The sequence below is a fragment of the Sphingomonas sp. genome (assembly GCF_019749955.1).
Lineage (GTDB): Bacteria > Pseudomonadota > Alphaproteobacteria > Sphingomonadales > Sphingomonadaceae > Sphingomonas.
The window spans coordinates 47695-67522 of sequence record NZ_JAIEPC010000003.1 but is presented as its reverse complement, the minus strand read 5'-3'; the positions used below and the strand labels follow the sequence as shown (position 1 = coordinate 67522).

The 19828-nt window shown below is 62.6% G+C and carries 22 protein-coding genes and 1 tRNA gene; 2 read left to right on the top strand and 21 right to left on the bottom strand.

Annotation, left to right across the window (positions count from 1 at the left end; genetic code table 11):
- From K2W81_RS00640 to K2W81_RS00610, 7 genes are all read right to left on the bottom strand, one after another.
- Positions 1 to 73 (bottom strand) — tRNA-Val (locus K2W81_RS00640).
- A gap of 45 nt (positions 74 to 118) precedes the next feature.
- The gene (locus tag K2W81_RS00635) at positions 119 to 1024 is read right to left on the bottom strand and encodes a hypothetical protein (RefSeq protein WP_294100414.1); all 906 of its coding nucleotides are present in this window, start codon (positions 1022 to 1024) and stop codon (positions 119 to 121) included.
- Positions 1025 to 1031: 7 nt separating this feature from the next.
- Complete coding sequence (locus tag K2W81_RS00630) at positions 1032 to 2465, bottom strand: NAD(P)(+) transhydrogenase (Re/Si-specific) subunit beta (protein ID WP_294100413.1); 1434 nt, start codon at positions 2463 to 2465, stop codon at positions 1032 to 1034.
- Positions 2466 to 2567: 102 nt separating this feature from the next.
- Positions 2568 to 2879, bottom strand: a complete 312-nt coding sequence (locus tag K2W81_RS00625; protein WP_294100412.1) for a proton-translocating transhydrogenase family protein — start codon at positions 2877 to 2879, stop codon at positions 2568 to 2570.
- Entirely contained in the window at positions 2879 to 3049 is a 171-nt protein-coding gene (locus K2W81_RS00620) for a hypothetical protein (protein WP_294100411.1), read from the bottom strand. The genes K2W81_RS00625 and K2W81_RS00620 overlap by 1 nt, the downstream gene beginning before the upstream one ends.
- Entirely contained in the window at positions 3046 to 4167 is a 1122-nt protein-coding gene (locus K2W81_RS00615; RefSeq protein ID WP_294100410.1) for an NAD(P) transhydrogenase subunit alpha, read from the bottom strand. The genes K2W81_RS00620 and K2W81_RS00615 overlap by 4 nt, the downstream gene beginning before the upstream one ends.
- A gap of 7 nt (positions 4168 to 4174) precedes the next feature.
- Positions 4175 to 4300, bottom strand: a complete 126-nt coding sequence (locus tag K2W81_RS00610) for an aa3-type cytochrome c oxidase subunit IV (RefSeq protein ID WP_294100409.1) — start codon at positions 4298 to 4300, stop codon at positions 4175 to 4177.
- A gap of 165 nt (positions 4301 to 4465) precedes the next feature.
- Between K2W81_RS00610 and K2W81_RS00605 the strand changes: the two genes are divergently transcribed.
- Positions 4466 to 5887 carry a sigma-54 dependent transcriptional regulator gene (locus K2W81_RS00605; RefSeq protein ID WP_294100408.1) on the top strand — a complete coding sequence of 474 codons (1422 nt, stop codon included), beginning with the start codon at positions 4466 to 4468 and terminating at the stop codon, positions 5885 to 5887.
- A gap of 207 nt (positions 5888 to 6094) precedes the next feature.
- Here the strand turns inward: K2W81_RS00605 and K2W81_RS00600 are convergent, their stop codons facing one another.
- The 13 genes from K2W81_RS00600 to K2W81_RS00540 form a co-directional block, all read right to left on the bottom strand.
- Positions 6095 to 6991 carry a GAF domain-containing protein gene (locus K2W81_RS00600; RefSeq protein WP_294100407.1) on the bottom strand — a complete coding sequence of 299 codons (897 nt, stop codon included), beginning with the start codon at positions 6989 to 6991 and terminating at the stop codon, positions 6095 to 6097.
- Between the two features lie 138 nt (positions 6992 to 7129).
- Positions 7130 to 8194, bottom strand: a complete 1065-nt coding sequence (folP, locus tag K2W81_RS00595; RefSeq protein ID WP_294100406.1) for a dihydropteroate synthase — start codon at positions 8192 to 8194, stop codon at positions 7130 to 7132.
- A gap of 114 nt (positions 8195 to 8308) precedes the next feature.
- The gene (locus tag K2W81_RS00590; protein ID WP_294100416.1) at positions 8309 to 9427 is read right to left on the bottom strand and encodes a site-specific DNA-methyltransferase; all 1119 of its coding nucleotides are present in this window, start codon (positions 9425 to 9427) and stop codon (positions 8309 to 8311) included.
- A gap of 182 nt (positions 9428 to 9609) precedes the next feature.
- On the bottom strand, positions 9610 to 9954 hold the full coding sequence (locus K2W81_RS00585) for a hypothetical protein (protein ID WP_294100405.1): 345 nt from the start codon (positions 9952 to 9954) through the stop codon (positions 9610 to 9612).
- Complete coding sequence (locus tag K2W81_RS00580; RefSeq protein ID WP_294100404.1) at positions 9951 to 10532, bottom strand: ribonuclease HII; 582 nt, start codon at positions 10530 to 10532, stop codon at positions 9951 to 9953. Before K2W81_RS00580 ends, K2W81_RS00585 begins: the two co-directional genes overlap by 4 nt.
- On the bottom strand, positions 10529 to 11767 hold the full coding sequence (locus K2W81_RS00575) for a bifunctional hydroxymethylpyrimidine kinase/phosphomethylpyrimidine kinase (RefSeq protein WP_294100403.1): 1239 nt from the start codon (positions 11765 to 11767) through the stop codon (positions 10529 to 10531). The genes K2W81_RS00580 and K2W81_RS00575 overlap by 4 nt, the downstream gene beginning before the upstream one ends.
- A complete protein-coding gene (locus K2W81_RS00570) occupies positions 11764 to 11988 on the bottom strand; it encodes a DUF1272 domain-containing protein (RefSeq protein ID WP_294100402.1) in 225 nt (74 codons plus the stop codon). Before K2W81_RS00570 ends, K2W81_RS00575 begins: the two co-directional genes overlap by 4 nt.
- Positions 11988 to 12416: an organic hydroperoxide resistance protein gene (locus tag K2W81_RS00565; RefSeq protein ID WP_294100401.1), complete on the bottom strand. Its 429-nt coding sequence runs from the start codon at positions 12414 to 12416 to the stop codon at positions 11988 to 11990. Before K2W81_RS00565 ends, K2W81_RS00570 begins: the two co-directional genes overlap by 1 nt.
- An 81-nt stretch (positions 12417 to 12497) precedes the next feature.
- The gene (locus K2W81_RS00560; protein WP_294100400.1) at positions 12498 to 13055 is read right to left on the bottom strand and encodes a chlorite dismutase; all 558 of its coding nucleotides are present in this window, start codon (positions 13053 to 13055) and stop codon (positions 12498 to 12500) included.
- A gap of 80 nt (positions 13056 to 13135) precedes the next feature.
- Entirely contained in the window at positions 13136 to 14242 is a 1107-nt protein-coding gene (locus tag K2W81_RS00555; protein ID WP_294100399.1) for a 2Fe-2S iron-sulfur cluster-binding protein, read from the bottom strand.
- Positions 14243 to 14262: 20 nt separating this feature from the next.
- Entirely contained in the window at positions 14263 to 14946 is a 684-nt protein-coding gene (locus K2W81_RS00550; protein ID WP_294100397.1) for an RNA polymerase sigma factor, read from the bottom strand.
- Between the two features lie 29 nt (positions 14947 to 14975).
- Positions 14976 to 15599, bottom strand: coding sequence for a GTP cyclohydrolase I FolE (gene folE, locus K2W81_RS00545; RefSeq protein ID WP_294100396.1), 624 nt, complete (start codon positions 15597 to 15599; stop codon positions 14976 to 14978).
- Between the two features lie 349 nt (positions 15600 to 15948).
- Entirely contained in the window at positions 15949 to 16098 is a 150-nt protein-coding gene (locus K2W81_RS00540; protein ID WP_294100394.1) for a hypothetical protein, read from the bottom strand.
- Between the two features lie 343 nt (positions 16099 to 16441).
- Here K2W81_RS00540 and K2W81_RS00535 point away from each other — a divergent pair, with 343 nt between their 5' ends.
- Positions 16442 to 18265, top strand: coding sequence for an AAA family ATPase (locus tag K2W81_RS00535; RefSeq protein ID WP_294100393.1), 1824 nt, complete (start codon positions 16442 to 16444; stop codon positions 18263 to 18265).
- Between the two features lie 163 nt (positions 18266 to 18428).
- On the opposite strand, the gene glmM is transcribed toward K2W81_RS00535, so the two are convergent.
- Entirely contained in the window at positions 18429 to 19766 is a 1338-nt protein-coding gene (gene glmM / locus K2W81_RS00530) for a phosphoglucosamine mutase (RefSeq protein WP_294100392.1), read from the bottom strand.
- Between the last annotated feature and the right edge of the window lie 62 nt (positions 19767 to 19828).

The following is a 19828-nucleotide window of genomic DNA, read 5'->3' as shown; positions in this document are numbered from 1 at the left end:
TGGGCGATGACGGGCTCGAACCGCCGACATTCTCGGTGTAAACGAGACGCTCTACCAACTGAGCTAATCGCCCCCAGATCGGGTGGCTGCTTCTAACCGCTCGGCGCCGCGCGTCAACTCACGCCGACACGCCGCCCAGCTTGCGCATCGCCTGCCAATAACCGCGCATCGCCGTTCGCGCGCGCGGCGACAGTGTCAGAAAGGCGCGGCGGCGGTCGGCGGGGTCGGGCAGCCGATCAAACAGCCCCGCCTCGGTCAGGCGGCCGATCCAGCGCAGCGCCGTGGTCGGCGCGACGGCAGCGGCGATGCACAGGCTCGATACCGACACCTGCGCGCCTTCGAGATCAGCGGCAAACAGATCGAGCAGCATGTCCCAAGCGGGATCCTCGAACAGGCCGTCGCCGAAAAACTGGTCGCGCAACCGTCGCGCCCTGATCGCGCGGCGGATTTCGGCAGGCGCAATCATGCCATCATCGGCTTCACTGCGAAAGTCTCGCCGGCGATCCTCCAGCCCGCTCGGTGGCGCCGCATCGCGCCCCAGCCGCGCGAGCAGATCGGCGATCCGCCCGATTTCTTCGTGGAGCCGCTTCAGCCGCGCCGCCTCCGATTCGTCGCCCTCTTCGCGCAAGCGCCCGCCGCGTCCCGCCAGCCCGACGGCTATCGCGGTGGCACGATCGACGACATCGGGCGCGCACAACAATTCCACCCGACTGCCCAGCAGCGTTCCGGCGACCTCATCGAGTTGAATCTCGGGAAAGCTGACAATCACGGCGCCGCCGCGCGCGGCATAATCGACGATCAGATCGAGCACGACCGTCAGCAAATCGGCGTCAGCACCGGCGGTTTCGACCAGCAGCACATCGGCGTCGCCCTGCGCGTCGAGCCCGGCCGCAGCTGCGGCGAAATCGATCGTCGCCGTCAGCCGCGCCGCGCTGGCTTCGATCGCGGCGGTGGCATGCCGGGTTTCGGCAGCACGTGCCGCGATCAACACCACAGTCGGCGGCGTGGCGCCCCAATCGCTCATCGCACGATCAGTCGAGTGCCTTGACGATGTCCTCGACCATCTTCTTGGCGTCGGCGAGCAGCATCATCGTATTGTCCATATAGAACACGTCGTTGTCGACACCGGCATAGCCGACGCCGCCCATCGATCGCTTGATGAACAGCACCGTCTTGGCCTTTTCGACATCGAACACCGGCATGCCGTAAATCGGCGAGGCCTTGTCGGTTTTGGCGGACGGATTGACCACGTCATTGGCGCCGATGATGAAGGCGACATCGGTCTGCGCGAATTCGCTGTTGATGTCTTCAAGTTCGAACACATCGTCATAGGGCACGCTGGCCTCGGCCAGCAGCACGTTCATATGGCCCGGCATGCGCCCCGCGACCGGGTGGATCGCGAACTTCACCTTGACGCCGTGTTCCTTCAGCTTGTCGGTCATTTCGCGCAGCACATGCTGCGCTTGGGCCACCGCCATGCCGTAGCCGGGAACGATGATGACCTGCTCGGCCTGCCCCATCAGGAAGGCGGCGTCCTCGGCGCTGCCGCGCTTCCACGGGCGCTGTTCCTTGGCCTCGCCACCGCCGCTGTCGGCAACCGCGCCAAAGCCGCCCGCGATCACGCTGATGAAGCTGCGGTTCATCGCCGCGCACATGATGTAGGACAGGATCGCGCCCGAGCTACCGACGAGCGCGCCCGTAATGATCATCGCGGTGTTGTGCAGCGTGAACCCCATCGCTGCGGCGGCCCAGCCCGAATAGCTGTTCAGCATCGACACCACCACCGGCATGTCGGCGCCGCCGATCGGGATGATCAGCAGGAAGCCGATGACGAAGCTCAGGATCGTGATCGTGAAGAACACCCACGGGCTCTGGTCGGTGAGGAAATAAGCGACGAGGCCGAGGATCGCGGCGATCGTGCCCAGATTGATGATGTGGCGCGCGGGCAGCAGGATCGGCTTGCCGCTCATATTGCCGTTCAACTTGGCGAAGGCGATCACCGAGCCCGAGAAGGTAATCGCACCGATCGCAACGCCAAGGCCAAGCTCGACCCGGCTCTGGAGCAGGATTTGCCCCGCTTCGGCAATGCCGAAGGCTTCGGGATTGAGGTAGGCGGCCATGCCGACCAGCACCGCCGCGAGACCAACCAGCGAGTGGAAGGCCGCAACGAGCTGGGGCATGTCGGTCATCTTGATCCGCCGCGCGGTGGCGATGCCGATCGCCGCACCAATGCCGATCGCGACCAGAATCTCGACGGCTGTCACGAAATCGATCGTCGTCGCATCAAGGCGCGGCGCATGCACGATCAGCGTGGTGACGACCGCGATCGTCATGCCGATCATGCCGTTGCGGTTGCCGCGTTGGCTCGTCGCCGGGCTCGACAGCCCGCGCAGCGCGAGGATGAAGCATACGCCTGCGATCAGATAGGCCAGCGCCGCCCAGGGATTAACCGCCATATGTTCCACTGTTCTTCATCCCCTACCGTCACCCCGGGCCTGAGCCGGGGTCCCGCTGTTCATCCCGCACCCGAAGGCGCGGCACCCCGGCGCAACGCCGGGTCGGCAATCCTAGTGCTTCGCCGCTGCCGGCTTGTCCTTCTTCTTGTACATCGCCAGCATCCGCTGGGTGACGGCAAAACCGCCGAAGATGTTGACGCTCGCCAGCACGACCGCGAGCAGCCCGAGCCATTTCGAGGTCGCACCACCCGATCCGATGCCCGCCGCCGCCGCCGCGATCAGCGCGCCGACGATGATCACCGACGAAATCGCATTGGTCACCGCCATCAACGGCGTGTGGAGCGCAGGCGTCACCGACCAGACGACATAATAGCCGACGAAACAGGCCATGACGAAAATCGATAGGGTTGAGATGAAGTCCATCAGCGCTGGTTCCTTGTGACTTCCTGGCTTTGACGTGCGAAGTGCGCTTTCGCCAAATCCCTGCCGAATTGATAGCCTTGCCAAAAGACAACCAACCAGAGCGCAACGATCGCGCTGGCAACCAGCATTCCGATCGCCTCAGCCTTTTCTGATGATTGGTCGATGCTCACCCGAGCAACCTCTCGCTCACAACCTTCCCGCCCTGCGTGATGCGCACCGCATTGCCGATTTCCTCGTCGAGCACCGGCTTGCCCGCTTCCTTGTCCCAGAAAGCCGAGAGGAAGTTGAACAGGTTGCGCGCGAACAGCGCCGAGGCATCCGCCGACAGCCTTGAGGCAACATTGCGGTGGCCGACGATCTTCACGCCGTGGATCTCCACCACTTCACCCGCGACCGATCCTTCGACATTGCCGCCGCTTTCAACCGCAAGATCGATGATCACCGATCCGGGCCGCATCGTCGCAATCTGCGCATCGCTGATCAGGCGCGGTGCCGGACGACCGGGAATCAGCGCCGTCGTGATAACGATATCCTGCTTGGCGATGTGCGACGATACCAGCTCGGCTTGCGCCGCCTTATATTCGTCCGACATTTCGGTGGCATAGCCGCCGGTGCCTTCGCCCTCGATGCCCTTGACGTTCTCAACAAAGATCGGTTTGGCGCCGAGCGACTGGATCTGTTCCTTGGTCGCGGCGCGCACGTCGGTCGCCGACACCTGCGCGCCCAATCGCCGCGCCGTCGCGATTGCCTGAAGGCCCGCCACGCCAACGCCCATGATGAACACGCGCGCGGCAGACACCGTGCCTGCCGCCGTCATCATCATCGGAAAAGCGCGGCCATATTCGGCGGCGGCATCGAGCACGGCCTTGTAGCCCGCGAGGTTCGCCTGCGACGACAATATGTCCATCGACTGCGCGCGCGTAATGCGCGGCATGAATTCCATCGCCAGCGCTTCGAAGCCCGCCGCCGCATAGGCGTCGACGCGTGCACGCTCGCCGAAGGGATTCAGGCTCGCGACCACCCAGGCCCCCGGTGCGGCACCGCTCAGGCTCGCCGGATCAGGACCCTGCACACCGAGCAAAATGTCGGCACCCGACACTGTGCGCGCGCGATCAGCGACGCTCGCGCCCGCATCGGCGAATTGCGTATCGCTGATCGAGGCATGCTCGCCCGCGCCCGCTTCGACCGCGACACTGGCGCCAAGGCCGACGAACTTCTTCACCGTCTCCGGCGTCGCCGCAACCCGGGCCTCGCCCGCGAGCTGCTCCTTCAGGACCGCGATCTTCATGCAGGTCCTAACGCTTGATCAGCAGGATGACGACAAAGGCGATCACGGCGGAAGCAATCGCGCCATATTTGAAGAGCCCGAGCACGAAATTATAGGTCGCACGGTGCGTATCGATATTGCCGTTGCCGCTCATCTGCCCCTCAATCTTGTTCTGGCCGTTGTTCGACCCTTAACCGCGCGTGCCAGCCACCTCAAGCCCCGCGCGGCTTAAGCCCGCCTTTACCCCCCCGCGCAGCTTAAGCCCCCCTTTACCCGGCGCAGTTAAGGTTACCGGCTGAATGGGTATGAGGCAGCTCTTATGACGCGCAACGGCCAGCGCTTGCTGATGCTGATCGACGACGAGCCTGCGCAGCGGCGGCTCGTGTCGGCGCTTGCCGCGCGTGCGGGGTGGCGATCGATCTTCGCGAATGACGCCGAAATGGCCATCGCCACGCTCGGCACGCAAGACGGGATGCAGCTCGATTGCGTCCTGCTCGATCATTGGGCGGATGAGGGCGCCGCCGCCACCTTGATCTGCGAATTGCGCGGCCGCCGCCCACAACTGCCGATTCTCGTGCTGACCGCCAATGGCTCGGTCAGCCATGCGGTGAGCGCGATGCGCAGCGGCGCGACCGATTTCCTCGTCAAGCCGCTCGCGCCAGAACGCCTCATCGCCGCCCTCGACGCCGCCGTCAGCGGACTCGGCACCGGCGAACTCCGCCCGCTCACCGAAAAAATCGCGGCGCCCCTGGGCTTCGACGAGATCGTCGGCTCCGAACCCAAATTCCGCGCCGCACTCGCCATCGCCGCCAAAGCTGCCCGCGCGCGTGTGCCGGTGCTGATCGAAGGCGAAAGCGGCGTCGGCAAGGAAGTCGTCGCCGAAGCCGTGCACGCCGCATCGCCGCGCGCGAAAAAGCCGATGCTGGCGGTCAACTGCGGCGCGATCCCCGCCAATCTCGTCGAGAGCGAGCTGTTCGGGCATGAAAAGGGCGCCTTCACCGGCGCGTTCGAACGCAAGATCGGCCGCTTTGCCCAAGCCGATGGCTCGACGATCTTTCTCGACGAAATCGGCGAAATGCCGCTCGAAGCGCAGGTCAAGCTGCTGCGCGTGCTCGAATCGGGCGAAATCCAGCCGGTCGGCGCGCGCCACCCGCGCGAAGTCGATGTCCGCATCGTCGCCGCCACCAACAAGAAATTGCTCGATGAAGTCGAGGCGGGGCGCTTCCGCGAGGACCTCTATTACCGGCTAAACGTCGTCCAGGTGACGATCCCGCCGCTTCGTGAACGCGCGAGCGACATTCCGGCACTCGCCCGCCACCTGATGGCGCGGATCGCGCAACAGCCGGGATTGCGGCCGATCGGGATTACCGATGCCGCGCTTCAGCTGCTCGTCGATTACGACTGGCCCGGCAATGTCCGCCAGCTCCAGAACGCCTTATTCCGCGCCGCCGTGCTCTGCGACGCGACCGCGCTGACCCAAGCCGATTTTCCGCAGATCGCAAGTCTCGGCGAGCGCCGCACGCTCCCCCACAGCACCGCCGCCACACCCGCAAGCGGCGGCGTCACCCTCTTCCGCGCCGACGGCAACATGCGCCCGCTGGAGGAAATCGAAGCCGATGTGATCCGCCTCGCGATCGGCCATTATCGCGGCCGGATGACCGAAGTCGCGCGGCGGCTGGGGATCGGGCGCTCGACGCTTTACCGCAAGCTCGGCGAGCTAGGGATCGATAACGCGGCTTGAGGGGCCTATCTCGTTGACGCAGCCTTGAAATCAGGAGCGGTTAGCTGAACGCGCCATTGCGCCAACTGTTCGAGCCGCAATTCATCTCGTGGCTCGATATCATGTGAAAAGCCTGCATACGTAACGAGCGCAGACAGCTCTCGATACTCGCGTTCGATTTCTGCTAGAGTCGGCATCTGGCCTCCGTGCGACAATTTGTTCAATACCCTATTTGTTCCTACTAAACCAGCCCGCTTTCGTACTGGTTACGGTTTGCCCAGATTTTTCTGCAACGGCTAACCCCGCAAGCAGCGCGGAAATATGGGCAATATCGCGGATCATATCGACGTTTTGAACCGTAATTTTTGAGTCATCGCGCTTGAACACGCCAGATCGGTCACTCGTTGCGGTCACTACCCCCCAAACCTCGTTCGTGCCGCCTACCAAGATTGGGATTGACGCAACCGACCGATACAAAGCCTCACGAGTGGGATCAGCATGCTCGACCGGATATTGCGTTCGGCAATGTTCCATCGTGGTGTCGGCTTCGATCACGTCCCCGGCCGGATTCACCTTCGCGTTGTTCCACGCGACCCCTGTATAGCCTTGGCCCAGACCCCAGTTTCTGCCCCCTGCCGCTGCTTTTTCTGGATCGGTCCATTGCGCGGCAATCCGACACATCATTTCCTCGCCATTTTCGCACTTCATTCGCTGAAAGATCGAGACGGTAAAGAAGTCTGGCGCCTGATAGTCCACTGCCTTTCTGATCGCCGAAATCGCGCGGCGTAGCAGTGATTCTGCAGTTGCTTTGGCGTCGGCGCTCTGGATTAGGCCCGCCTCAATAGACTCGACCATCTGTTCGATCGCTAGCAAGCGCTCTCGCCTCTTCAGGTCGAGGGCGCCAGCTGCCTCCAGCGCTTGCTCACGCTCCTCCACAATCGCCAGCGACTGGTCAGCAAGCGTGTGTGCATCCTGTGCCTCACGACCAATTTCCAATTTCTTGTAATCAAGACTGGCTACAATCAGACCCGCAATCGCCGCAACGGCACCGCCAACGATTGCCATTATGTTGCCTGGAGCTCCCTCAACGACCTTCGACAGCGCGGCAATCAGTGCGCCCAGCACCCCAATCCCAACCATCCAAGGTCGCAACCGCTCTACGACTGCCAGCCTTTGTGCATATCGAGCAGCGAGGTGGCTTTCGCTCGTACGAAGCCGATCTCTGAGCTCTGCCACTAACTTCGTTCTAGTCATTGTCGTACCTCACCGCCCCACCAGCGCCGCATCGCGCATGCCGCGCCACACGCGCAGCGCCTGTACCGTTTCGGCGACATCATGCACGCGCAGTAATTGCACCCCCGCCTCGGCGCCCGTCAGCGCCAGCGCGAGGCTGCCCCCCAGCCGCTCGCCGACCGGGGCTTCGCCCGACAACGCCCCAATGATGCGCTTGCGGCTGGCGCCCAGCATGATCGGGCAACCGAGTCCGTGTAACAGCGCGAGGCCGTTGAGCAGCGCGAGGTTGTCGCTCAGCGCCTTGCCGAAGCCGATGCCGGGATCGACGATGATCTGCGCCCGGTCGATCCCCGCTGCCACGGCAGCGGCGATCCGTGCTTCGAGCCAGTCGAAGGTCTCGATCAGCGGATCGGCGTAGCCTTTTCCGCCGTGCGGCCCTTTCGCCGGATCGGGCGAGTGCATCAGCACCACGGGTACCCCGGCCTTCGCCACGACCTCGGCCGAGCGCGTGTCCCACAGCAGCGCCGACACATCATTGACCATCTGCGCACCGCCCGCGAGTGCTGCTTCCATCACCGCAGCTTTGCGCGTGTCGATCGAGACCGGCGCAGTGCGCGCGAGACGCTCAATGACGGGGGCGATGCGCTTGATCTCGTCGCCTTCCCATACCAGCGGCGCGCCGGGCCGCGTTGATTCGCCGCCGAGATCGATCAGCGACGCGCCCCTGGCGATCATGTCGAACCCGGCTTCGGCGGCGGCCTGCGGATCATCCTCAAGCTTGCCGCCGTCGGAAAAGCTGTCGGGGGTGACGTTCAGAATGCCAACGACATGCGGCTGATCGAACCGCAGTATCCGATCGCCGAGCGTGATCGGCGCGCGGGGGGAAGTGATCGCGGTGTGGAGCTGGGCGGCGCGTTCATCGGTCGCCCCCAGCGTCGCGGTAAAGTCGGCAATCGACAGCGTGCGCTTCGAACCGCCGTCGATCACTTCATAGGCCGCGAACCACTGCATCCCCCCCGCGAGCCGCGCGACTGCGCCATCGCGCCCGATCGGCGAGTCGACGAACTGGACCGGGCGCAGGTGGAGCAATGCCATTCAACTAAGTCCGTTCGTGCTGAGCCTGTCGAAGCACTGTTCTGCCTTTTTCCCGCCACCGCAAGAAAGGACGGCCCTTCGACAAGCTCAGGGCAAACGGTAGCTGGGTAGGCGCTAAGGCTGCGTTGCCAGCAAATATAGCTGCCGCAGCTTATCGATGGGTGTCAGCACCCCTTCCGCCTCATAATGCCAGAAGGTCCAGCCGTTGCACGCAGGCGCGCCTTGCAGCACCGAGCCGAGTTTGTGGATCGACCCGCTCTCGCCACCCGGTGCCAGCACCGATCCATCGGCACGCACCACGGCGCGGAAGCGGCGCTTGGCATCGCTCAAGACGGTGCCAGCCGGCAGCATGCCATTCTCGACGATCGTCCCGAAGGCGACGCGCGGCGCCGACTTGGGCGACTGCATCGTCGCCAACGCCGACTCATCGAGCGGTAGCGCTGCTGCAATGCGCTCTTCGGCAGCGTCGATATAAACATCCTCGCGCTCAATGCCGATCCAGCGCCGCCCGAGCCGCTTGGCGACCGCGCCGGTCGTCCCCGTGCCGAAAAAGGGATCGAGCACGACATCGCCCGGCTGGGTACACGCGAGCAGGATGCGGTAGAGCAATGCCTCGGGCTTTTGCGTCGGGTGCACCTTGACCCCATTCGCCTTCAGCCGCTCCGGACCGCCGCACACCGGGAATTCCCAGTCGCTGCGCATCTGCAATTCATCGTTCAGCGTCTTCATGCTGCGATAGTTGAAGGTGTAGCGCGCCTTCTCCCCCATCGACGCCCAGATCAGCGTTTCATGCGCGTTGGTGAAGCGCGTGCCCTTGAAATTGGGCATCGGGTTCGACTTGCGCCAGACGATGTCGTTGAGGATCCAGTATCCCAGATCCTGGATCGCCGAGCCGACCTTGAAGATATTGTGATAGCTGCCGATTACCCAGATCGTGCCGTCGTCCTTCAGGATACGCTTCGCCTCGGCCAGCCAGGCGCGGGTGAAGCGATCATAATGCGGCAGACTGTCGAACTTGTCCCACGCATCGGTAACGGCATCGACATGGCTGCCGTCGGGGCGGGCGAGGTCCCCGCCGAGCTGGAGATTATAAGGCGGATCGGCGAAGATCATGTTGACCGACTTGGCCGGCAGCGCGCGCATCGCCGCGATACAGTCGCCGCGAATAATCTGGTCGAGCGGGAGCGTGGCCGCAGGCGCGGCGCGGCGCTTCACCTTTTCGAGTACCCCCATCGACCAGCCCCCGCCTGAAACAGCGCGCATCCGTGGCCGAAACGCGGCCCTCGTCAAGCAAAGAATGGTTAACGAAAATCCTTGCGAATCCGTTAACTTGGCGGAACATTTGCGGACTTGACCAGATGTTGAGTCCGCAACTTATCCACAGGCGCTATTAGCAGGGGTGTGGCGGCAAAGACTCATCGGTTGAACATCACAAGATTGCGCGCGTTGCGGATGCGGACGTGTTGCAAATGGCCGGTAATCCAGCGTTCGCGCGCGCAAATGAAGAATTGGCCGAACACGGCGCTGTCAAACGGTCGATATTGCTTCGAGTCCACCAGTCGGCGAAGGGACCGGGGGTAGTGGTCGTCATTGTCATACAACGCGACGACATGGTGCGTGCCGACGATCCAGATGCGCTGAATACTCGATCCGTTGGCAATGCGGAAGCGACCGTGGACCCACCCGCATTGCCCGGCGCGGATCGGAAAAGGCGGCGCTATTTGAGCACCTGAAAGCAGCATCGCGAACAGAAGGCTCATCTCGATACTCCTTCGCAAGCCGACTGAAGCAACAATGCAGCGCGCACCGGCGCAAAACTTCGACGGTGGAGCGGCGTCGGGCCGAGCGTTTCGAGCGCCGCCAGATGCACTGCCGCGCCATAGCCCTTGTTCGAGGCCCAGCCATAGCCGGGGTGGGCGCGGTCGGCTTCGATCATGATCGCGTCGCGGGTCGTCTTGGCGATGATCGAGGCGGCGGAGATGCACGGCTCGGTCGCGTCGCCGCCGATGATCGCGCGGCTCGGCCAGTGCCATTTGGGGCAGCGATTGCCGTCGACCAAGACTTCGCGGATGTCGCAGGCAAGCGCGGCGACCGCGCGTTCCATCGCGAGCATCGTCGCCCAGAGGATGTTGAGATCGTCGATCTCCTCGACGCTCGCGATCCCGACGCCGACATGGCAGTGCCGCCGGATCGCCTCGGCCAGCCGTTCGCGCTGGGCGGCGCTCAGCTTCTTGCTGTCGTTCAGCCCTTCGATCCCCTCAGGGCAGAGCACCACCGCCGCCGCCACCACCGGCCCCGCGAGCGGCCCGCGCCCGGCTTCGTCGACGCCCGCGATCATTTCTTTAGGCGCCAAGGCGGGAAGCGGCGATTTTCGCCGGCCTGGTAGAGGCAGATTGCGTTCCCGGCGGGATCGGTGAGCCGTGCTTCGCGCCACAACCATTCCTGCGCAACAGGCAGATGGTCGAACACGACGCCCGCCGCCTGCAATCGTGCGACTTCGGCGTCGAGGTCCTCGCATTCGAAGAACACCGTCGGCGCTGCGCCTTGCTCGACCGACAGCGTCGCACCGCCATCTGCCTCGAAGCGGGCATAATGGCCGTCGTCCGTCGCGACGATCTGGGTGAGGCCGAGCGTGCGGTAAAAAGCCTCCGACCCCGCCGCCATCGGCAGCGTCGTCTGGTTGAGCCGCACGCCGGGGCCAAGATCGAGCCGCACGTTCTGATGCCCCATCGGCCCATGCCCGCCGCCTAGCCCCGGGGCATCCTTGAGGGCGATCCGCACGAATTGCCGCGCGCTGGCAACGGCGGCTTTGAGCGGGTAGCCATAGGCCAGGTATGTGGCGATTGCGGAGGCAAGCGTGCAGCCGGTGCCGTGAGTGCTGGTCGTCGCGATACGACCCGAAAGCCAACGCAGCTCTCCGTCCTCGTCGATCAAGCGGTCCGTCAGAACGTCGCCTCGATCGTGACCGCCCTTCGCCAGCAGAGCGCAGCCATGTCCCAACACCGCAGCTGAACCTCCCAATTTATGCAACTCGGGCAGGTTCGGCGTGACGATCGTCGCAAGCCGCATTAGCCGCTCGAACGCCGCGATCGTTGCATCGTCGGCCAGCCTATCGCCCGAGCTTGCGACCATGACGGGATCGAAGATGATCGGCAATTTCTCGCCCCTCCCCTTCAGGGGAGGGGATGGGGGTGGGGCCTCTCCAACAACTGACTGGCCTGAGGATAGGCCCCACCCCTGCCCCTCCCCTGAAGGGGAGGGGTTAGCAGAGAGTTTCTCGAGCCAATCCGCCACCGCATGCGCCGTCTCCGCCGAGCCGATCATCCCGATCTTGACCGCATCGACGCCGATGTCGCTGACGCAGGATTCGATCTGCGCGATCACCATCTCGGTGGGCACCGGCATCACCGCCTGCACCCCCAGCGTATTCTGCGCCGTAATCGCGGTCACGGCCGTCATCGCGTGGCCGCCGAGCATCGTCACGGTCTTGATATCGGCCTGGATGCCAGCACCACCGCCCGAATCGGACCCGGCGATGATCAGGATGCGCGGTGTTGAGGTATGGCGGCTCACGACTGAAACTTGCGGGCGGCACTCGCGGGAAACTGTTTCAGCGCCTTGCCGATGCGGGTCGGCCGGTCGAGCAGTTCGCCGCCGCAATTGGGGCAACGCTCATCGAGCGCATCGGCGCATTCGGCGCAGAAACTGCACTCGAACGAACAGATGAACGCGCCCGGCGCGTCGGCGGGCAGATCGGCGCCGCAGCGTTCGCAATCCGGGCGCATCTCGAGCATCAGGCGCCGCCCTTCACGTCGAAATCGACCGTGATGTTCCCGCGCGTCGCGTTCGAATAGGGGCAGACCTGATGCGCATCGTGGACGAGCTTTTCGGCGCCGGCTTGATCGAGCGTCGGCAGCGTGACGACATGCTTGACTGCGAGGCCAAAGCCCACGCCATTGTCGTTGGGGCCGATCGAGACATGCCCCTCGACCGTCGAATCGCCGATGTCGAGCTTTTGCCCGCGCGCGACGAACATCATCGCCGACTGAAAACACGCGGCATAGCCCGCCGCGAACAGTTGCTCAGGATTGGTCGCCGCCCCGCCGGGCCCGCCCATCGCCTTGGGCGTCGCGGTGTCGAGATCGAGGACGCCATCATCGCTGGCAACATGGCCCTGACGGCCGCCATGCGCGGTGGCGACGGCAGTGTAGAGCGTTTTCATGCGTGCGGCCCTCCTGAAGCGGTGGTGGTGATGCGGGGGCTATAGCGCGGTTTGGGAGCGGGGTGGAGGGGTGTCGCAGCGTCAGGTGGTGACGCGCGTCAGCCGGATATCAATCTCGCGGTCGACAAAGTCCCATTCGGCGCAGCCACGCAGCCGCACCAGCATATGGTCGAACGCTGCTTCCTGATCGGGCGCGAATTCGAACCAGGTCAGGAAATCGAAAGGTTCGCCATGATCGCGCGAATGGTAAAGCTTGCGCGCGACGCCCGGCAGATAATCGAGCCCGATCGGCAAATGCGATCCCCGCTCATAGACCGCACGCCGTTCGTCCTGCGCCAGCGCCCACCATTCGGCCGATTTGCGGATCGGGATCAGCGCCGCGCGGGTCGAGGCGGGGCGCCCCAATCCCTCCTGCTTGGCCTGCAGCGCCGCGCGTTCCGGCGCGGTGGTGTAGCGCAAATTGCTGCCAGCGCCGCGCAGCGTCCAAGCGGCGGACCCTGTGCTGACATCGCTATCGATCGCCAGAAAACGCGCCGCAGGCAGGCTTGCCCCGCGAAATTCGCAGATCGACGTGATTTGCCACTGCCCGGCATCGGCGCCGACAAATCGGCTGAGGGTAATTGGTGCGCGTTCAGTCATAACATCCCCATTGTGTTTGGCGCTACAGTCGAGCGCGGCATGGAAAACCGGCAAAAGGCGGCGCGACGTGGACTTCGCGCTTACCCAATCGCGAGGACAAGCTTGTTGATCGAACCGTCCGCGCTTGCGGCTGGCACAGCGGAGCAGATCAGCACTTCATTGTCCGCATGCGCGGCGGAAGTTTCCCTGAAATAGGCCACCGCGCCACTCACCAGCGGCGTTTTGCAGGCCCCGCAGGCGCCCTCGCGACAGCCAAATTCGGGCGTCAGGCCCGAACTTTCTGCGAACTCAAGCAGGCTGCCTGCGCCGGGTGTCCAGATGCCGGGCTCGCTCGCTGCATTGAAAACGACGTCGACGGGCATGCTCGACGGTTCGGCTTTCGGCGCGGCGCTCCGGGTTTCGATCTGGCGCTTCAGCGACGCGGGGCCAAATGCTTCGGCGAAAATGCGCTGGTCCGCAACGCCGTGGCTCATCAGCGCATCATAAACCGCCTGCATGAAGCCTGGCGGCCCGCACATGTAGAAATCATAAAGCTGGAAGCCCAGATACTTCTCCAGCACCGCTGCCGACAGAAAGCCCTGTTCTTCGTAATCGGCGCCGACGACCGCATCATCGATTTCCTGCAAAAGGCGGATGATCGTCAGTTTGCCGTTTGATCGCGCGAACAGCTGGTCCAATTCACCGTCGAAACCGCGTTCGGCTTTGGTGCGCGCGGCATAAAAGAAGGTGATCGGGCGCATCGCGCCGGTGCGTTCGCCTTCGTCGACCAGATGCCCGATCATCGCCAGGATGGGCGTAATGCCGACCCCCGCCGCGATCATGACGACGGGGTGCGCGGGTGCGGTGTCGATGATGAAATCGCCATCGGGCGCGCGGCAATCGATGATGTCGCCGACCGCCACCGCGTCATGCAAATGGCTCGACCCGACGCCGAGCTTGCGCACACTGATGCGCAATTGCGGCGCGGACGGCGCGACCGAGACGGTGTAGGTGCGCAGCAACGGCGCTGCACCATCCGGCTGCGACAACCGGATCGGCAAATGCTGCCCCGCACGATGCGGTGCCACGCCCGCGCCATCGGCGGGTTCGAGGTAGAAGGACTTGATCACCGCACTTTCGGCGACGATCTGCGCGACCTTGAATTGGCGCCATTCGGAACGGGCGGGCGAGGGGTTCGTCGACGACATTGGGTTACTCCGTTAGAAATTCAGTGAAGCCAAGGTCCGGCATGCGCCGGTTGGGCAGCAATCAAATCGGTCAGCCGGGCGGTAAGCGCGCTGCAGACGTCCCCGCCGAAGGTCAGGAAACCATCAAGGTCGGTGCGATCGATCGAGGCCAATTGCGCCTGCAGCATCTGGCGCGCCCGGAAGAACCGCGTCTTAATGGTTGCGGGCAGCACATCGAGCGCGGCCGATGTTTCATCGACCGTCATCCCCTCAATCTCGCGCAAGATGAAGACCATGCGATAGATTTCGGGCAAACGGTCGAGCGCCAGCTCAAGCGCCTGCTGCAACTGCACATTGGCGACATGGCGTTCCGGGGTCGGCTGGTCGGGCGGAAAAGTCCCGCCATCCGCAAGGCCAGCCTCTGCGCCGCCGGTATCGTCTTCCGCGAGGCGGGTCGCGCGGCGGCGTGTTGAGCGACGCTGGCTCAAGGCTTCGTTGATGACGATCCGCGTCAGCCAGGTCGACAGCTTCGACCTGCCCTCAAAGCTTTCGATCGCGGCAAATGCCTTCAGATAGCCACTTTGGACGGCATCTTCGGCCTCGGCGCTATCCTTCAGGACCGCCCATGCCGCGCGAAACAGCCGCTGGTTATTCTTGGCGGCAATGAACCGCACCGCGCCCGAATCGCGCGCGCGGAAAAGATCGACCAGATCGGCATCGTTCAAACCGGCGTAATCAAGCTCCTCCACGCGCATCAACGCGCACTCGCCCGCGCGTCGCTGACCGACGTCAGAAACTCCCGGCGCAGATCGCGATCCGCTTGAAAGTCGCCGAGCCAGCACGCGGTCCGCATCGCCACCCCGCGTTGATTGACCCCGCGCGTGGCCATGCAGCCATGCGTTGCATCAATCACGACGGCGACACCGCGCGGGGCAAGCGCATCCCACAACGTCATGCCGATTTGCTGGGTCAGCCGCTCCTGCAATTGCAGCCGTCGGGCGAACGCATCGACCAGGCGGGACAGTTTCGAAATCCCGACGACACGCTCACACGGGCGATAGCCGACATGCGCCACGCCGATGATCGGGGCCATATGGTGTTCGCACGTCGACACCAGCGGGATGTTACAGAGCAGCACCGTTTCCTGATAGGATTGCGCCTCGGCAAAAGTCCGGCTGAGCAACGCCGCCGGATCGATCGCATAGCCCGAAAACCACTCGCGATAGGCGCGCGCCACCCGCGCCGGCGTGTCGACCAATCCCTCGCGATCGGGATTGTCCCCGGCTGCCCGAATCAAGGTTCGCACCGCGCTTTCGATATCCGCCCTGTCCGGCTTTCCGTGCCCTGCCCCCAAGTCCGATGCCGCTTGCTCGGCCATTTCCGTTTGGCATTGTGAAAGCTTCAAAAAATATTCCTTTGTTCAGTCGACGCGCGTTCGGCAGCGCGGGCCGGTGTTTTGGGCGGGGTTCAATTCGGGGTGCAGTTGCAGATACGCACGGATATTAGATGCCAGCGGACGACCAAGGTTTCCGAGATTTTGCCAAAAAGATGCCGAGCGTGAAATCAGGCGCGGGAGTGGGGTCGCAGGCGATGGGCTGGTCACGCCATCCCGGCTCATTGGTCAGCGCCGGTTTCTGCCGTCGTTCAAAGGCGTAGCGAGACGGCAAGCGGCGCACGGCGCAGCGCACGGCCGCCACCGGTGGATGATCGCTTGACGCCAGGAATTTTCAGACAGGCATCGACCGTCGCGCTCGCGCGCCAACTCGACCGCCCATCGGCCAGGGCGTCGCGGTGTCGAGATCGAGCACGCCATCATCGCTGGTGACATGGCCCTGACGGCCCTCATGCGCGGTGGCGGCAGCGTGGGGCGTTTTCATGCGTGCGGCCCTCCTGAAGCGGTGGTGGTGGGAGGGGCTATAGCGCGGTTTGGGGGCGGGGTGGAGGGGGTGTGGGGGCGGATGCTGCCTCGGTGCGGCTACTCAGAGCGCCGAATATTGACAACTGAGGTGGCATTAAGTCGCTATAAGACAGGCGGTTGAATCTAATGGCAAACGCAGACGGATCGAAACAGCGCAAGAATCCCCGAGAAAACCAAGATACCTGGTTAGGCCATGTTCGCTCTCGCAACCGGCAAAATCTATCCCAAACTTCCAGCCTACCTAAGCAACGCTTATATCGCAGCGGCCTTGCCCTACCTGAGGCGTTGAGCCTAATAGGGATATGTACCTGAAACAAGCAGTGATCGAAAACAGCGGCCCGTTACGGCGGATTGACCTGGATCTTCTGTTTAGCAGTGAGGGTGCTCCAATGCCCCTCGTTCTTGTTGGAACCAATGGCGGCGGCAAGACGAACATCTTGTCTCTCATTACCGACGCGCTCTTTGAGGCCGCCGCTGCGCACTACGAAAACGTGCTCCCTGCCATAGGTGCTGGCCGAGCTTGGTTTAGGCTGGTTGGCGGGCGCACAACCACAGTGGGTACGCTTGGCGGATTCACGCTTTTCCGGTTCGAGCATGCCGGTGAGACACTCATTTACAAAGAGAAGGCCGGTACGGTCGATCCGAACGAGGCGAAACAGAGGGTACCCGCTGACTTTACTGACTGGGTCCAATGGCCGGTCGAAGGATCTGTGAAAGAATTTCCTGTTACAGACGATACGTCTCGCCGCATTTTTGAAGAAGGCGTTTATGCCTATTTTCCATCTAGCCGGTCTGAGATACCGTATTGGCTGAACAGGGAATCTCTGCCAAAGACCGAGTTTGACGTGTTTACTGCATTTACTAAGCGCATGCGGACGCCTATTTTTGTCGAGCGAAGTCTAGATCAGCTTAAACAATGGCTAATTTCAGTTATTCTCGAATCTAGAGCTCACATTGGCTACGCAGTCGGCCAGGATCAGTCAATAGAGCTTCATGTTCTGAGCGACGTGAACGCAACGATTATATCAGAAAGGGTTCTTACTCAGTGTAACGTCATTCTACGCCGTGTACTTGACGATGAACAGGTTCGTTTCGTTTGGTTAGGGAGAAAGTCACCTGACAAAATTGCGGTCGCGCGACAGCATGATATAATGCTACCTAACCTTGATGCACTTTCTGGCGGACAGTCAATTTTATTGGGTCTTTTTGGTACGTTGCTGCGATATGGTGATCAATCAAATAGCGGCCAGGCACTTGAGCTTGAAAAAATCGAAGGAATATGCGTAGTCGATGAAATCGATGCACACATCCATGTTGATTTGCAGCATCGGATTCTACCTTCATTAATCAAATTATTTCCTCGGGTTCAGTTTATCATTTCAAGCCATTCGCCGTTGTTTGTAATCGGCATGGAGAAGGAATTTGGAACCGACGGATTTCAGCTTGTTGAAATGCCAGGCGGTCACACAGTCACTGCAGAAAGCTACTCAGAATTCGGCAAAGCGATGCAAGCCCTAACTGCCACCGAGGCGTTCAATCAAAGGCTACTCTTGGAAGCGGCACAGCCTGGCCTTCCGATTGTTTTTGTCGAAGGGGAGACAGATACTCCATACATCCGCCGTGCTGCTCAATTACTGAACCGCGCCGAATTATTGGAACGCTGCGACATCCAGTGGATCGGCGCTAAAGACGATGGCGGTCAAGGGTTTCATACCGGCAAGGCAGCGCTCGATCACACTCTCGCCGTTCTTCGCGCGAATCCCAAACTCTCTAACAGACCGGTTCTTCTACTCTACGATAGCGACGCGATGAAGGGCGACGCGGATTATGCCAGTGTCTCAGTAAGAAGCATGCCAACAAATTCAGCAAACGCGAAAGTTCGAGCAGGTATCGAAAATCTTCTGGCGGGCGAATCTATCAGCGATCCTGATTACGAAGTGGTCGAGACTCCGAAGCCTAATGGAGATGTCATTACTCGAAAAACTCTCCGCAAGGCTGAGCTCTGCCAGCGGATGTGCGAACAAGGTTCGAGCAAAGACTTTTCAGCTTTTAGTGCAGCACTGGATAAAATCGAGGCGTATTTGAATACGGCAGTGGGGGGAGACGCAGGCACTCAGAGTACCTAACCTGCAGCTCCTTGACCGGACCGGCAGGTTAGCACGATGGGACTTTAGCGCAGCACGGTTGCCTGCTGGTGCCTCATTCCGCTACGGCCACAATCAGCAGTTGGCAACCAGTGCGCCGCAATAAAATGACTGCCGGTTACTTCAAGGCTGGGAGATCGCCCCCCTACGCCACCGCCCTTACCGCCTCACAAATCCGGTCGACCACCGCTTCCACCTGCCCAAGATCATCCCCCTCGGCCATCACCCGGATCACCGGTTCGGTCCCTGATGGGCGGATCACCAGGCGCCCCTTGCCGTTGAGTTCGGCTTCGGCGTCGGCGATTACCGCCATCACGCCGGCATCCTCCAGCGGCTTGCCGCCCGAAAAGCGCACATTCTTCAGCAATTGCGGCAGGGGATCGAAGCGGTGGAGCACTTCGCTTGCGGGTTTGTCGGCGCGGACGATCTCCGCCAAAATCTGCAAAGCCGCGACCAGCCCGTCGCCGGTCGTCGCATAGTCCGACAGGATGATATGCCCCGATTGCTCGCCGCCGACGTTGCAGCCGCGCGATCGCATCGCCTCGAGCACATAACGATCGCCGACTTGCGTGCGGATCAGCCCCAGCTCATGGCTTTCGAGATAGCGTTCGAGGCCGAGGTTGGACATGACGGTCGCCACGAGCGACCCGTTCTTGAGCAGCCCGCGCCGCGCCCAGCCCATCGCGATCGTGGCCATCAGCTGGTCACCGTCAATCACCCGGCCCGCCTCGTCGACCACGATCAGCCGGTCGGCGTCGCCGTCGAGCGCGATGCCGATATGCGCGCCGCTCGCGACCACCGTCTCGCGCAGCAATTGCGGCGATGTCGATCCGCAGCCGTCGTTGATGTTCTTGCCATTGGGCTCGACGCCGATCGCGACGACATCGGCGCCGAGTTCCCAAAGTGCCGAGGGGGCGACATTATAGGCCGCGCCATTCGCGCAATCGACGACGATGCGCAGGCCATCGAGCGTCAGTTCGGACGGGAAGGTCGCCTTGGCCGAATTAATGTAGCGACCGCGCGCATCCTCGACCCGGCGTGCGCGCCCGATTTGCGCTGCCGGGGCGAGCGCGATGTCGCTGGTGATCAATTCCTCGATCGCCATTTCATCGGCGTCGGACAATTTATAGCCATCGGGGCCGAACAGCTTGATGCCATTGTCGGCATAAGGATTGTGGCTGGCGGAAATCATCACGCCCATGTCGGCGCGCATCGAATGGGTGAGCATCGCGACCGCCGGGGTCGGCATCGGCCCGACCAAAGTCACGTCCATGCCGACGCTGGTGAACCCCGCGACCATCGCCGATTCGAGCATATAGCCCGAAAGGCGCGTGTCCTTGCCGATCACCACGCGGTGGCGGTGATCGCCGCGCCGGAAATGCGCGCCCGCCGCCATGCCGACCTTCATTGCCATCTCGGCGGTCATCGGCGCGGTGTTGGTCAGGCCGCGGATGCCATCGGTGCCGAAATATTTTCTTGCCATGCGCCATCGCTCATTTCGCTTGCCGCCGGGGAACCGAGGCGACAGGTGTTGGTCTTTATGAC

Bases quoted from the DNA above. Each gene is read 5' to 3' on its own strand.
- K2W81_RS00635 (WP_294100414.1), bottom strand. From the start codon at position 1,024: ATGAGCGATTGGGGCGCCACGCCGCCGACTGTGGTGTTGATCGCGGCA.
- K2W81_RS00625 (WP_294100412.1), bottom strand. From the start codon at position 2,879: ATGGACTTCATCTCAACCCTATCGATTTTCGTCATGGCCTGTTTCGTC.
- K2W81_RS00615 (WP_294100410.1), bottom strand. From the start codon at position 4,167: ATGAAGATCGCGGTCCTGAAGGAGCAGCTCGCGGGCGAGGCCCGGGTT.
- K2W81_RS00610 (WP_294100409.1), bottom strand. From the start codon at position 4,300: ATGAGCGGCAACGGCAATATCGATACGCACCGTGCGACCTATAATTTC.
- K2W81_RS00605 (WP_294100408.1), top strand. From the start codon at position 4,466: ATGACGCGCAACGGCCAGCGCTTGCTGATGCTGATCGACGACGAGCCT.
- folP (WP_294100406.1), bottom strand. From the start codon at position 8,194: ATGGCATTGCTCCACCTGCGCCCGGTCCAGTTCGTCGACTCGCCGATC.
- K2W81_RS00590 (WP_294100416.1), bottom strand. From the start codon at position 9,427: ATGGGGGTACTCGAAAAGGTGAAGCGCCGCGCCGCGCCTGCGGCCACG.
- K2W81_RS00585 (WP_294100405.1), bottom strand. From the start codon at position 9,954: ATGAGCCTTCTGTTCGCGATGCTGCTTTCAGGTGCTCAAATAGCGCCG.
- K2W81_RS00580 (WP_294100404.1), bottom strand. From the start codon at position 10,532: ATGATCGCGGGCGTCGACGAAGCCGGGCGCGGGCCGCTCGCGGGGCCG.
- K2W81_RS00570 (WP_294100402.1), bottom strand. From the start codon at position 11,988: ATGCTCGAGATGCGCCCGGATTGCGAACGCTGCGGCGCCGATCTGCCC.
- K2W81_RS00565 (WP_294100401.1), bottom strand. From the start codon at position 12,416: ATGAAAACGCTCTACACTGCCGTCGCCACCGCGCATGGCGGCCGTCAG.
- K2W81_RS00560 (WP_294100400.1), bottom strand. From the start codon at position 13,055: ATGACTGAACGCGCACCAATTACCCTCAGCCGATTTGTCGGCGCCGAT.
- K2W81_RS00555 (WP_294100399.1), bottom strand. From the start codon at position 14,242: ATGTCGTCGACGAACCCCTCGCCCGCCCGTTCCGAATGGCGCCAATTC.
- folE (WP_294100396.1), bottom strand. From the start codon at position 15,599: ATGGCCGAGCAAGCGGCATCGGACTTGGGGGCAGGGCACGGAAAGCCG.
- K2W81_RS00540 (WP_294100394.1), bottom strand. From the start codon at position 16,098: ATGAAAACGCCCCACGCTGCCGCCACCGCGCATGAGGGCCGTCAGGGC.
- K2W81_RS00535 (WP_294100393.1), top strand. From the start codon at position 16,442: ATGTACCTGAAACAAGCAGTGATCGAAAACAGCGGCCCGTTACGGCGG.
- glmM (WP_294100392.1), bottom strand. From the start codon at position 19,766: ATGGCAAGAAAATATTTCGGCACCGATGGCATCCGCGGCCTGACCAAC.